This window comes from Streptomyces sp. SolWspMP-5a-2 (genome assembly GCF_900091845.1).
In the GTDB taxonomy this organism is placed as follows: Bacteria; Actinomycetota; Actinomycetes; order Streptomycetales; family Streptomycetaceae; genus Streptomyces; species Streptomyces doudnae.
Window position 1 is genome coordinate 25,165 of sequence record NZ_FMCI01000270.1, and the last position, 12,290, is coordinate 37,454.

Genomic DNA, 12,290 nt, shown 5'->3' on the forward strand with positions numbered 1-12,290 from the left:
TCCCGGCGGTCCCGCGAGGGACGCGGGCCGCACCGCCGGGCGGACGGTCACGCCCGCAGCACGGCTCCCGACCGCTCCCCCGCGAGCGCGACGGCCGCGTCCCGGGCGGCGGACGCCTCGTCCACCGTCAGGGTGCGGTCACCGGCCCGGAAGCGCAGCGCGTACGCCAGCGACTTCTTGCCCTCGCCGAGCTGCGCGCCGTTCTCGTACACGTCGAAGAGCCGGATGGACTCCAGGAGTTCACCCGCGCCCTCGCGCAGCGCGGCCTCGACCTCGGCGTGCGGCACGTCCGCGTCGACGACCAGCGCGACGTCCTGCGTGGCCATCGGGAACGTGGAGATCCGCGGCGCCTGCGGGGTGTCGTCCCCGGCCGCCTGGAGGGCGTCCAGGTCCAGCTCCATCGCGCTGGTGCGGTCCGGCAGACCGAGCGACTTCTGCACCCGCGGGTGCAGTTCGCCCGCGTGCCCCACGACCCGCTCCGCGCCGTCGGCGACGACGACCAGCTCGGCGGTGCGCCCCGGGTGCCACGGCCCGTACCGGCCGCTCCTGACGACGAGTTCGGCACCGGCCTCACGGGCCACCGCGCGGGCGGCCTCGATCGCGTCCGCCCACTGGGCCGGACGTCCCCCGCCCCACCAGCCGGACTGCTCACGGGCGCCCGCGAGGACGACCGCGACGTGCCGCGGCTGGTCGGGGAGGGTGGCGTCGAGCGCGGCGATCTCCTCGGCGGTGGGCCGCCGGTCGACGGGCGGCGCGGCGACGACCGCGCGGTCCGCGCGCGGGTGGAAGACCAGGCCGGTCTCGAACAGCGCGAGGTCGTGGCTGCCCCGGCCGTCGTTGCGGCGCAGCGCGCCGAGCAGGCCGGGCAGCAGCGACGTGCGGAGCGCGGGCTCCTCGTCGTTGAGCGGGTTGACGAGCCTGACGACCTGGCGGTCCGGGTCGTCGGCGTCGAGGAGGAGCTGGTCGAAGACCTGCTCGCCGACGAACGGGTAGCTCAGCGCCTCGACGTACCCGGCGCCCGCCAGCGCCCGGCCGACCCTGCGGTGCAGCCGCTGCCGCGCCGTGAGGCCGTGGCCCGAGGAGGGCCTGGGCAGCGTGGAGGGCAGGTTCTCGTAGCCCTCCAGGCGGATGACCTCCTCGGCGAGGTCGTTGGCCGCCACCAGGTCGGGCCGCCAGGACGGGACGGTGACGATCAGCTCGTCCTGCCCGTAGACGTCGCAGCCGATCTGCTGGAGCCTGCGCACGACGGTCTCGCGGCCGTAGGTGACACCCGCGACCTTGTCCGGGTGGTCGGCGGGCGCGCTGATGGTGTGCGGCGCGGACGGCGCGACGACCTCGGTGACGCCCGCCTCGGCGGTGCCGCCCGCGAGCAGCACCAGGAGGTCGACGGTGCGCTGCGCCGCGGCGGCCGCGGCCTGCGGGTCGACCCCGCGCTCGAAGCGCCGGGACGCCTCGGTGGAGAGCTTGTGGCGGCGGGCGGTGCGGGCGACGGAGACCGCGTCGAAGTGGGCGGCCTCCACGACCACGTCGGCGGTGGCCCGCGCGGCGTCGTCGGCGATCTCGGTGTCGGCGCCGCCCATCACCCCGGCGAGCCCGATGGGGCCGCGCTCGTCGGTGATGACCAGGTCGTCGGTGTGCAGGACGCGCTCGACGCCGTCCAGGGTGGTGAGCTTCTCGCCCTGCTCGGCGCGCCGGACGCCGACGGTGCCGCGGACCTGCGAGCGGTCGTAGGCGTGCAGCGGCTGGCCCAGCTCCATCATCACGTAGTTGGTGACGTCGACGGCGAGCGAGATCGGGCGCATGCCGACCTTCTGGAGCCGGCGCTGGAGCCAGATCGGGGAGCGGGCGTCGGGGCTCAGCCCGGTGACCGTGCGGGCGGTGAACCGGTCGCAGCCGACCGGGTCGCTCACCTGCACGGGGTAGCCGTAGGCGTTGGGGCCCGGGACGTCGAGGAGCGCCGGGTCGCGCAGCGGCAGGCCGTAGGCGACGGCGGTCTCGCGGGCGACGCCGCGCAGCGACAGGCAGTCGCCGCGGTTGGCGGTGACGGCGATGTCGAGGACCTCGTCGACGAGTTCGAGGAGTTCGACGGCGTCCTTGCCGACCTCGGTCTCCTGCGGCAGCACGATGATGCCCTTGGTGCCGTCGTCGCCCATGCCCAGCTCGTCGCTGGAGCAGATCATGCCGTGCGAGGTCTTGCCGTAGGTCTTGCGGGCGGCGATCGCGAAGCCGCCGGGCAGCTCGGCGCCGGGCAGCACCACGACGACCTTGTCGCCGACGGCGAAGTTGCGGGCGCCGCAGACGATCTCCTGCGGGTCGCCGGTGCCGTTGGCGGTGCCGACGTCGACGGTGCAGAAGCGGATGGGCTTCTTGAAGCCCTCCAGCTCCTCGATGGTCAGCACCTGGCCGACGACCAGCGGGCCCTTGAGCCCGTCGCCGAGCTGCTCGACGGTCTCGACCTCGAGGCCCGCGGACACGAGCCTGGCCTGCACGTCACGGCCGGTTTCCGTCGCCGGCAGGTCGACGTACTCCCGCAGCCAAGAAAGCGGGATCCGCATCAGATCTCCATCCCGAACGGCCGGGTGAAGCGCACGTCACCCTCGACCATGTCTCGCATGTCTTCGACGTTGTGGCGGAACATCAGCATCCGCTCGATGCCGAACCCGAAGGCGAACCCGCTGTACTTCTCCGGGTCGACGCCGCAGGCGGCCAGCACCTTGGGGTTGACCATGCCGCAGCCGCCCAGCTCGATCCAGCCCTCGCTGGAACAGGTGCGGCAGGGCCGGTCGGGGTTGCCGACGGACTCGCCGCGGCAGACGTAGCACACCATGTCCATCTCGGCGGACGGCTCGGTGAACGGGAAGAAGTTGGGCCGCAGCCGGGTCTTCATGCCCGCCCCGAACAGCGACTGGACCATGTGGTCCAGGGTGCCCTTGAGGTCGGCCATGGTCAGGCCCTCGTCGACGGCGAGCAGCTCGACCTGGTGGAAGACCGGGGTGTGGGTGGCGTCCAGCTCGTCGGTGCGGTAGACGCGCCCCGGGCAGATCACGTACACCGGCAGCTCGCGCGCGAGCAGCGAGCGGATCTGCACGGGCGAGGTGTGGGTGCGCAGCACGACGCCGGAGTCGGCGGTGCCGTCCGGGCCCTCGACGAAGAAGGTGTCGGCCTCGCCGCGGGCGGGGTGGTCGGGGCCGATGTTCAGGGCGTCGAAGTTGAACCACTCGGCCTCGGCCTGCGGCCCCTCGGCGACCTCGTAGCCCATGGCGACGAAGACGTCCTCGATCCGGTCGGAGAGGGTGGTCAGCGGGTGCCGGGCACCGGCCGGGACCCGGTCGTAGGGCAGGGTGACGTCCACCGCCTCCTCGACCAGCACCCGGGCGTCGCGCTCGGCCTCCAGCTCGACCTGCCGGCCGGCCAGCGCCTTGTTGACGGCGCCCCTGGCCTGCCCGACGAGCTTGCCCGCGGCGGCCTTGGCCTGCGGGGGCAGCGCGCCGATCTCGCGGTTGGCGAGGGCCAGCGGGGAGGTGCCGCCGGTGTGGGCGACCTTGGCCTCCTGGAGCGCTTCGAGGGAGGGGGCGGCGGCGAAGGCGGCGAGCGCCTCGTCCCGCATGCGCTCGATCTCTTGCGGTTTCAAGGCCTCGACCTCGACAGGGTCGTACGACTTATTCGGTGCCGACATCTCTTCCCGTGCTTCCGGTTGGCTGGCTGAGGGTCCCGCTGCGACTCGGGGGACGCGTCGTCCCTGAACGGGGACGCAAAGGTGCCAAAGGCCGAGTCTAACGGGGTGGGGGTGGGCGTCCGCGCCCGCGGGCCGCTCAGACCAGGTAGGCCGGCAGGCTCGCGGGCAACGTAAATCGGAACTGCGCGCCGCCGTCGGGGGCGCGGCCGACGGTGATGGTGCCGCCGTGGGCCTCGACGATGCCCTTGACGATGTACAGGCCGAGACCGGTGCCGCCGCGCTTGCTGCCTCGCCAGAAGCGGGTGAAGACGCGGTTCATGGACTCCTCCGGGATGCCGGACCCCTCGTCGCTCACGGTGACCGAGGTCGCCGCGTGCGCGTCGGTCTCCCCTTCACGCGGGGAGGCCGAGGGCGTGACATCGATGGTGACGGTTCCCTCGCCGTGGCGCACCGCGTTTTCCAGCAGGTTGCTCAGCACCTGGTCGATCTTGTCGGGATCGGCCCAGAGCGCGGGCAGCGGCGGTTCCAGGCGGAGCAGGAACTTGTCGGCGGGCTGGCCCGCGGCGACGTACGCCTGGATGTGACGGCCGACCGCGGCCCCGATGTCGACGGGCTGGCGGCGGACCTCAAGGCGCCCGGAGTCGATCCGGGAGATGTCGAGCAGCTCGGCGATGAGGCGGGTGACGCGGTCGGCGTCGGCGTCGACGGTCTCCAGCATGAGCCGCTTCTGGTCGTCGGTGAACCGCTCCCACTTGGCGAGGAGGGTCGCGGTGAAGCCCTTCACGGAGGTCAGCGGGGAGCGCAGTTCGTGCGCGACGGTGGCGATCAGCTCGGCGTGGCTGCGCTCGGTGCGGCGGCGGGCCTCGGTGTCGCGCAGGCACACCACCACGCGCCGGACGGCCCCGGTGGGCTCCTCGCGGACGTACCGGGCGCTGACGAGGACCTCGCGCCCGCCGGGCAGCAGGAGGTTGCGCTCGGGCTGTCTGACCCGGGTGGCGAGACCGCCGTAGGGGTCGGTCAGCTGCCACCAGCGGCGGCCCTCCAGGTCCTCTAACGGGAGGGCCTTCTCCAGGCGTCTGCCGAGGGCGTCCTCGGCGCGCAGCGCGGTGATCCGTTCGGCGGCGGCGTTGAAGCAGACGACCCGCCCGTGCGCGTCGGCGACGACCAGCCCGTCGGGCAGCTCGTCCGGGTCGATGTCAGGGGTGGGGTCGGGGCCCGCCGGGAGGGGCCGCTCACCGCGCGCCCCCGGTCCGCTGCCCGTGCCGACGATCATCCCCGTACCCCACCCTTCAGACGACGCAGTGGGCCGCCCCCCGAGCTGGTCACCCTACTAGCTCCCGGTGACGGAGCGGCACCCTCCGGATGCCCGCTGTGCACGGGCGGAGGCATAGAGACATACGGCCGCGGCGGTGGCGAGGTTCAGACTTTCCGCCTTCCCGTGGATCGGGACGCGCACGACGGCGTCCGCCAGCGCGCGGGTCTCCTCCGGGAGCCCCCACGCCTCGTTGCCGAACACCCAGGCGGTGGGGCCGCCCATGGTGCCCTTGTCCAGCTCGTCGTCGAGGTCGTCGGTGCCCGCGCCGTCGGCGGCGAGGACGCGCACGCCCGCCTCGCCGAGCGCGGCGACGGCCCGCTCGACGGGGACGCCGACGGCGACCGGGAGGTGGAAGAGGGAGCCGACGGAGGCGCGGACGGCCTTGGGGTTGTACAGGTCGACGGAGGCGTCGGTGAGGACGACGGCGTCGGCGCCCGCGGCGTCGGCGCAGCGCAGCACGGTGCCGGCGTTGCCGGGGTCGCGGACGTGGGCGAGCACGGCGACCAGCCGGGGGGCGGCGGCGAGGATGTCGTCGAAGGGGGTGTCGACGAACCGGCAGACCCCGACCAGGCCCTGCGGGGTGACGGTGGTGGAGATGTCGGCGATGACCTGCTCGTCGGCGAGGTGCACCCGGGCTCCGGCGTCCCGCGCCTCACCCACGATGTCCGCGTACCGTTCGGCCGCCTCGGCGGTGGCGAACAGCTCGGTCAGGGTCCCGGCGCCGTGTGCCGCCGCCTCCCGCACGGCCTGCGGCCCCTCGGCGAGGAACAGTCGCTCCTTGCCGCGGAAGTTCCGCCGGGCGAGGCGCCTGGCGGCGGCGACGCGGGGGGAACGGGGGGAGAGCAGCTCGGGCGTGGCGGGGGGCATGGTCCTCTTTCACCTTGGGTCACTCGACGAGAACGGACCCGCGGTCCGAAGTCCGCGGGTCCGTACTGTCACGTCGGCCGGCCCCGGGCCGGCGCGGCGTCACGCAGCCTTGGGCGCGTTGACGTCCGAGGGCAGCGCCTTCTGGGCGACCTCGACGAGCGCGGCGAACGCGTTGGCGTCGTTGACGGCCAGCTCGGCGAGGATCTTGCGGTCGACCTCGACGTTGGCGGCCTTCAGACCCTGGATGAAGCGGTTGTAGGTCATGCCGTTCGCGCGGGCAGCGGCGTTGATGCGCTGGATCCACAGCTGGCGGAAGTCACCCTTGCGCTTCTTGCGGTCGTTGTAGTTGTAGACCAGCGAGTGGGTGACCTGCTCCTTGGCCTTGCGGTACAGGCGCGAACGCTGACCGCGGTAGCCGGAGGCCTGCTCGAGGATCGCCCGGCGCTTCTTGTGGGCGTTGACTGCCCGCTTGACGCGTGCCACTTGTTAACTCCTTGTAGCGGGGCCGTGGTGGGGACTCACACGGCCCGGAAACGATTGGGTCCCGGTCGGTGCTCAGGCGCGCGGCGCGCGCCCGAGGTCACTTGCCGAGAAGCTTCTTGATCTTCTTGGCGTCGCCCGGGGCCATCTCGGCGTTGCCGGTGAGGCGACGCGTCAGACGGGACGACTTGTGCTCGAGCAGGTGGCGCTTGCCGGCGCGCTCGCGGAGCACCTTGCCGGAGCCGGTGATCTTGAAGCGCTTGCTGGCACCGCTGTGCGACTTGTTCTTCGGCATAGCGCCGTTCTCTCCTCGTCGGTGGCGTTCCGGTGCCCGGTCACGAGAACCGGGCACGTCGGAACGTCTCTTGTGTCGGAAACTGGGTCCTGGGACTCGCGTCCCGGGATCACGCCTCGGCGGGCGCCTCGGCCTGGACACCCGTCTCGACGTCGGCGCCCTCGTCGGACGCCTCGGTCTCGGCGGCGTTCTGCGAGCGACCGGGGTTGGCCTTCGCGTCGGCCTTGCGGGCCTCCTGCGCCTGACGGGCCTCGGCCATCGCTTCGGTCTTCTTCTTGTGCGGACCGAGAACCATGATCATGTTGCGGCCGTCCTGCTTCGGGTTCGACTCGATGAACCCGAGGTCCTGGACGTCCTCCGCGAGACGCTGGAGCAGCCGGTAGCCCAGCTCGGGCCGGGACTGCTCGCGACCACGGAACATGATCGTGATCTTGACCTTGTCGCCCTGCTTGAGGAACCGAACGACGTGACCCTTCTTGGTGTCATAGTCGTGCGGGTCGATCTTCGGCCGGAGCTTCATCTCCTTGATGACCGTGTGCGCCTGGTTCTTGCGCGCCTCACGGGCCTTCATGGCCGACTCGTACTTGAACTTCCCGTAGTCCATGAGCTTGCACACGGGCGGACGGGCGTTCGCCGCTACCTCGACGAGGTCGAGGTCGTACTCCTGAGCAAGCTCCAGTGCCTTGGCCAGCGGGACGATGCCCACCTGCTCGCCACTGGGACCGACAAGTCGCACCTCGGGAACGCGAATCCGGTCGTTGATGCGGGGCTCGGCGCTGATGGATCCTCCTCGGTTAGCACCACACGGCGGTCTGGCGGACAGCCGCGTATGTCTCTTTCGTTGGACCTAACCGCGCCGAAGAACGAAAAATGCCCCGGACGGTCACGTGCGGGGCTCCAAGACAACCGGAGCACCGCCGCGATACCGCGGGGCGCGCTTTCGGGCGACTCCATCGTCCGTACGGAACGATGGATGCCGCCTGACCGGGTGACCTGCTGTCCCGGGGGACGGTCAGGTGGGAGATCGGAGCCTCCACTTGTGGGCCGGGCTCGCGTACTGCTGGCGTGTCCGGCCGGTCGTCACACAAGGTTAGCAGCTACCCGGGGGTGGTGCTAACCGGCCGGGTGCGGGGCCTATCGTGTGGGGCATGAGTGACACCCCTGCCGACTCCGCCGGGGCCCCCGAGGCCCTCGACGCCCCCGACTTCGACGAGATGACCCGCGACATCGCCGAGGTCCCCGCCGTCGAGGTGATCGTCACGGTCGCCGTCAACCTGATGAGCGCCGCCGCCGTGAAGCTCGGACTGACCGAGGAGGGCGACGCCTACAAGGACCTGGACGAGGCGCGCAAGCTGGTCACCGCCCTCGCCGGGCTGCTGGACGCCAGCACCACCGAGATCAGCTCCTTCCACGCGGCCCCGCTGCGCGACGGTCTGAAGTCGCTCCAGCTCGCCTTCCGCGAGGCGTCCCTGGTCCCGGACGAGCCGGGCCAGGGCCCCGGGGAGAAATACACGGGTCCCGTCTACGGCTGACGGGGCCGCCGCACCCCTCACGCCGAGGGGTCGTCCCGCACGAACAAGGGCTCGCCCGGAGGCGTCGCCCCGGCCGGCAGCAGCGCCAGGTCGAGGCCGCGCACCAGGCGGGCCCTCAGTGTCTCGTCGGCGGCGAGCCGCTCGGCGACGGACCGGGCCGCCCCGGGCGTCCGCAGGACCAGGGCGAGCGTGCCGTCGGCCCGGCCGGGACCGAGGTGGGCGCGGAGCACGTCGGGCTCGGCCGCCACGACGGCCCGCACCGCCTCCCGGACGGCGGGGTCGGCGAGCGGGTCGGTGCTCACCCGCCCCTCGGCGAGGGCCAGCAGCACCGGTCCGCTCAGTTCGAACGGGACGGGACCGGCCAGGTCGAGGACGACGGTGTCCGCCTTCTCGTGGGCGGCCGCCTGCAACGCCTGCCGGAGCGGCACGGCGACGGGCCTGGCCTCCGGGTCCCAGCGGGCCAGGGCGTCGGTGCTGGTGAAGGCGGGCAGCGCGGTGCGGGACCCGGCCTTCAGGGTGGGGACGGCCATGTCGCTGGTCTTCTCACGGCGCAGCCCGTTCCCGTCCTCCTCGACCTCGCCGAGCACCGCCACCACGGGCACCAGGAGCCGCGCGCCCTCCAGGGCCTGAAGGACGGGTCCGACGGCGTCGTGGTCGGCGGCCCAGGCGGCGAGCGCGGCGCTCAGCCGGGGGTCGGCGCCGCCGTCGTCGTCGGAGAAGCCGGGGTCGGGAATGTTCTTGTTCGCCACGGTCCCCGACCCTATCGGGGGGATGCCGCTGCGCTTGTGCGGGTCCCGAAACCCGGCTGTCACCGTTTTCACCGTTTTCTCAGCAATCCCTGACGTACTTTTCACCCGCGTCTCACGGGCCGCACAGTCCCCGCGCCGACCATCGGCGGCATGGAGTCCTCCCGAACCCGCCGACGGCGTGCCCGTCCCTCGCGCGTCCGCCCGCTGCTGTACACCGCGCTGGCGGCGGTCGCCGTCGTGGGCGGGACGGCGGCGGGGACCGTGTACGTCACGGCGCAGGCGCACTCCGGGGCGGCCCCCGTATCGTCGGCGGGGACGCCGTCGGCCGACGGCGACGTGACCGCGGACGGGGACGGGGACGGGGACGAGTCGATGGAACCGGTGGCACAGCCGACGGTGGACCGTGACGCGCTGCTGGCGAAGGCCATGACGTCGGTGACCGTGCCCGACGGCGCCGAGGTGTCGGTGGCGGTCCTGGACGTCGGCTCGGGCACGAGCGCCGGGTACGGCGACGGCGCCTTCGACACGGCGAGCATCGTCAAGGTCGACATCCTGGCGGCGCTGCTGCTCCAGGCGCAGGACGCGGGCAGGCATCTGACGGCGGCGGAGCGCACGTACGCCACCGCGATGATCGAGAACAGCGACAACGCCTCGGCGACCGCGCTGTGGGACGCGATCGGGAAGGCCGACGGGCTGGACGCGGCGAACAAGCGGTTCGGGCTCACCGCGACGGCGGGCGGCGACGGCGAGCTGTGGGGCCTGACCCAGACCACCGCGGCCGACCAGATCACCCTGCTGCGGCAGGTGTTCGGGGACACGTCGAGGCTGAGCGCGGCCTCGCGGTCGTACCTCCAGGGGCTGATGGGGCGGATAGCGGCCGATCAGCACTGGGGGGTGTCCGCGGTCGCCGACGGTTCGGCCTGGGCGCTGAAGAACGGCTGGCTGGCGCGGAGCACCACGGGCCTGTGGGACGTCAACAGCGTGGGCCGGGTGACGTCGGGCGGCGAGCAGTACCTGATCGCGGTGGTGTCGCGGGGCAGCGCCACGCAGGCGCAGGGCATCACGCTGGTGGAGTCGGCGGCGCGGAAGGCGGTGTCGGCGCTCGCCTCCGCGTCGTCGGAGGCGTCGTCCGCGTGAGGCGGGAAAGCGTCCGCGGAAGCCGTTCTAGAAGTCCCCGTCGAGCACGTGCTCGCGGCGGTCGGTCCTGGACCGCCGCGCGCGCCACAGCACCACGGCCGCGACCAGGAGCACCCCGCCCGCGCCGCCCGCGAGGGGGGCCGCCCAGTCGGTGGGGCCGCCGCCCGAGGACGCGGTGTCGGGTCCCGGACCGAAGTACCTCGTGCCGTAGGACGCCGCTTCGAGGCCCTCGGGCTTGAGGCGTCCGGCCGCCGCGACGGCCGCCTGCGGGTCGATCATCCCGAAGCCCCGGGAGTCGTCGCGCCCGCCGACCGGCGCGTCCCGCGCGGTGTCCTCCAGGAGCTTCTTGATCTGCGCGGGGGCGAGTCCCGGGTGCGCGGACTTGATCAGCGCGACGGCCCCGGAGACGAACGCGGAGGCGGCGCTGGTGCCCCAGCCCTCGTAGTAGCGGTGGTCGGGGTCGGCGATGACGATGTCGACGCCCGGCGCGCTGACCGTGGCGTACCAGCGTCGGGTGGAGAAGGAGGCGCGGGTGCCGTAGCGGTCGACGGCGGTCGCGGCGATCACCCCGGGGTAGGCGGCCGGGTAGGAGACGTGGTCGCCCTTCTCGCCGCCGTTGCCCGCCGAGGCGACGACGGCGACGCCCTTCTTCAGCGCGTACTGGACGGCCGCGTCCTCGCTGGGTTCGGGGTGGGCTGAGGCGGAGTCGTCGCCGAGGGAGAGGTTGATGACGTCGGCGCCGTGGTCGGCGGCCCAGCGGATGCCCTCGGCGAGCGCGTTGCCGCGGGTGCTGCGGGCCTTGCCGCGGGAGTTGTCGCCGTCCTCCAGGATCACCCGCACCGGCAGGATCCGCGCCTCGGGCGCGACGCCCATGACGCCTTCGCCGTCGCCGGGTCCATGGCCGTGACCGGCGATGATGCCGGCCATCGCGGTGCCGTGCCTGGCCCAGGCCCGGTCGCCCTGCCGGGCCCCGAAACCGATCATGTCCTTGCCGGTCAGGACGTTCCCGGTGAGGTCGGGGTGGTCGGCCTCGACGCCGGTGTCGAGGACCGCGACGGTGACGCCGCCGCCCTTGGTGGTCTGCCAGATCTGCTGGGTGTGCAGGGCGTCGAGGGCCCACTGCTGGGCGCGGATGCCGTCCGCGTGCGCGGCGGTGGCGGGCACCAGCACCAGCGCCGCGGCGAGCAGCGCGCCGACGGCGCCGCGTGCGCCCCTCACGCGGAGGGCTCCGGGTCGGCGCCGACGTCCTTGCGCAGGGCGCGTTCGACGCGGTCGGCGAGGCCCTTCGCCTCGTTGCCGAGACCGGCCTGGGCGGGGGGTGTGGTGGCGCCGGAACGCATGGCTTCCTCGGCGGGCTGGGGGGCGTCGACGGTCCGGCCGTCGGCCCAGCCGGAGACCGACCAGACGACGACCGGGGCGTCGGTGAGCACGGACACGGACCAGGAGGCGCGCTGCGGGTCGCCGAAGCGGGCGGCGGCGGTGCCCTTCGCGGCGTACGGGCGGGGGATCAGGTCGGTTCTGAGCCCGAGCCGCTCGTTGTCGAAGCGCTGGGCGAGGTCGCGCATGGCGGGGACGTCGGCCTTGGTGAACAGCAGTCCGACGGTGGTGACGAAGCTCTGGGTGGCGTCGGTGTAGGTGGCGCGCAGCAGGCGTTCGCAGCCGACGGGCGCGAGGGCCTTGCGCAGCAGCGGGTCGAAGGCGCCCTCGCAGCCGCTGTCGGGCGCGACGGCGACCCGGGTCCAGGTGCGGTCGGCGCCGCCGGGACCGGCGCCCTGTCCCTCGACGCTGCGCGGGAAGAGGTCGTCGACGGGTGCGCTGTGCCAGAGCGCGCCCGCGGTGTCGAACGCGCTCCGGGTCCGGTCCTCGTCCGGCTCCCCCACCAGCCAACTCCCGGTGACGGCACCGCCGATGAGGCCGAGTCCCAGGACCACGCAGGCGGCGACGGCGCCGATCCGGGGCCGCAGTCGCGCCCCGAGCGGCCGGGGTCTGGCCAGCGCGTCGTACCCCTCGGGCTCCCCGAACGTCACGACGGGCCGCGCGGGCCCGGCACCCGGAGCGCTCCAGGAGAGCGCGGGATCGGGCCCGCCGCTCCGGTCCCCGTGCTGCCGGTAGGGCGCGGCGGCCGGATGCGGGGGAACCCCCGGAACCCGCGCCGCCACGGACCCCCCGGGCGCACGGGGAGGAACGGGCACCCGCGAGACGGAGGGAGCGGCGGGGCGCGGGGAGGAACGGCGCGTGC

General features: G+C 73.4%; 11 protein-coding genes and 1 pseudogene. 2 read left to right on the forward strand and 10 right to left on the reverse strand.

Annotation, left to right across the window (positions count from 1 at the left end; all coding sequences use genetic code 11):
* Window positions 1-47 precede the first annotated feature (47 nt).
* From pheT to infC, 7 genes and pseudogenes are all read right to left on the reverse strand, one after another.
* Window positions 48-2,555 (reverse strand): phenylalanine--tRNA ligase subunit beta, encoded by a 2,508-nt coding sequence (gene pheT / locus GA0115242_RS27530; RefSeq protein ID WP_093833114.1) that lies wholly within the window; start codon window positions 2,553-2,555, stop codon window positions 48-50.
* Entirely contained in the window at window positions 2,555-3,676 is a 1,122-nt protein-coding gene (gene pheS / locus GA0115242_RS27535; protein ID WP_093833116.1) for a phenylalanine--tRNA ligase subunit alpha, read from the reverse strand. The genes pheT and pheS overlap by 1 nt, the downstream gene beginning before the upstream one ends.
* Before the next feature lie 136 nt (window positions 3,677-3,812).
* On the reverse strand, window positions 3,813-4,949 hold the full coding sequence (locus tag GA0115242_RS27540) for a sensor histidine kinase (protein ID WP_093833118.1): 1,137 nt from the start codon (window positions 4,947-4,949) through the stop codon (window positions 3,813-3,815).
* Window positions 4,950-5,006: 57 nt separating this feature from the next.
* Complete coding sequence (locus tag GA0115242_RS27545; RefSeq protein ID WP_093833120.1) at window positions 5,007-5,858, reverse strand: TrmH family RNA methyltransferase; 852 nt, start codon at window positions 5,856-5,858, stop codon at window positions 5,007-5,009.
* A gap of 99 nt (window positions 5,859-5,957) precedes the next feature.
* Window positions 5,958-6,341 carry a 50S ribosomal protein L20 gene (gene rplT, locus GA0115242_RS27550; RefSeq protein WP_030381833.1) on the reverse strand — a complete coding sequence of 128 codons (384 nt, stop codon included), beginning with the start codon at window positions 6,339-6,341 and terminating at the stop codon, window positions 5,958-5,960.
* A gap of 97 nt (window positions 6,342-6,438) precedes the next feature.
* Window positions 6,439-6,633 carry a 50S ribosomal protein L35 gene (gene rpmI / locus GA0115242_RS27555; RefSeq protein WP_003947156.1) on the reverse strand — a complete coding sequence of 65 codons (195 nt, stop codon included), beginning with the start codon at window positions 6,631-6,633 and terminating at the stop codon, window positions 6,439-6,441.
* 109 nt (window positions 6,634-6,742) lie between these two features.
* Window positions 6,743-7,439: pseudogene (gene infC, locus GA0115242_RS27560) on the reverse strand (translation initiation factor IF-3).
* A 342-nt stretch (window positions 7,440-7,781) separates the two neighbouring features.
* Here infC and GA0115242_RS27570 point away from each other — a divergent pair.
* Entirely contained in the window at window positions 7,782-8,165 is a 384-nt protein-coding gene (locus tag GA0115242_RS27570; RefSeq protein ID WP_093833124.1) for a DUF1844 domain-containing protein, read from the forward strand.
* A gap of 17 nt (window positions 8,166-8,182) precedes the next feature.
* Here GA0115242_RS27570 and GA0115242_RS27575 read toward each other — a convergent pair whose 3' ends face one another.
* Complete coding sequence (locus GA0115242_RS27575; protein WP_093833126.1) at window positions 8,183-8,914, reverse strand: SseB family protein; 732 nt, start codon at window positions 8,912-8,914, stop codon at window positions 8,183-8,185.
* Between the two features lie 150 nt (window positions 8,915-9,064).
* Between GA0115242_RS27575 and GA0115242_RS27580 the strand changes: the two genes are divergently transcribed.
* The gene (locus tag GA0115242_RS27580; protein ID WP_093833128.1) at window positions 9,065-10,051 is read left to right on the forward strand and encodes a serine hydrolase; all 987 of its coding nucleotides are present in this window, start codon (window positions 9,065-9,067) and stop codon (window positions 10,049-10,051) included.
* A gap of 27 nt (window positions 10,052-10,078) precedes the next feature.
* Here the strand turns inward: GA0115242_RS27580 and mycP are convergent, their stop codons facing one another.
* Entirely contained in the window at window positions 10,079-11,269 is a 1,191-nt protein-coding gene (gene mycP / locus GA0115242_RS27585; protein WP_093833130.1) for a type VII secretion-associated serine protease mycosin, read from the reverse strand.
* Complete coding sequence (locus GA0115242_RS27590) at window positions 11,266-12,078, reverse strand: hypothetical protein (RefSeq protein ID WP_093833132.1); 813 nt, start codon at window positions 12,076-12,078, stop codon at window positions 11,266-11,268. The genes mycP and GA0115242_RS27590 overlap by 4 nt, the downstream gene beginning before the upstream one ends.
* Window positions 12,079-12,290 lie beyond the last annotated feature (212 nt).

Excerpts from the sequence above, each read along its gene's own strand:
- pheS (WP_093833116.1), bottom strand. The coding sequence starts at position 3,676 with ATGTCGGCACCGAATAAGTCGTACGACCCTGTCGAGGTCGAGGCCTTG.
- GA0115242_RS27570 (WP_093833124.1), top strand. The coding sequence starts at position 7,782 with ATGAGTGACACCCCTGCCGACTCCGCCGGGGCCCCCGAGGCCCTCGAC.
- GA0115242_RS27580 (WP_093833128.1), top strand. The coding sequence starts at position 9,065 with ATGGAGTCCTCCCGAACCCGCCGACGGCGTGCCCGTCCCTCGCGCGTC.
- rpmI (WP_003947156.1), bottom strand. The coding sequence starts at position 6,633 with ATGCCGAAGAACAAGTCGCACAGCGGTGCCAGCAAGCGCTTCAAGATC.
- GA0115242_RS27540 (WP_093833118.1), bottom strand. The coding sequence starts at position 4,949 with ATGATCGTCGGCACGGGCAGCGGACCGGGGGCGCGCGGTGAGCGGCCC.
- GA0115242_RS27545 (WP_093833120.1), bottom strand. The coding sequence starts at position 5,858 with ATGCCCCCCGCCACGCCCGAGCTGCTCTCCCCCCGTTCCCCCCGCGTC.
- pheT (WP_093833114.1), bottom strand. The coding sequence starts at position 2,555 with ATGCGGATCCCGCTTTCTTGGCTGCGGGAGTACGTCGACCTGCCGGCG.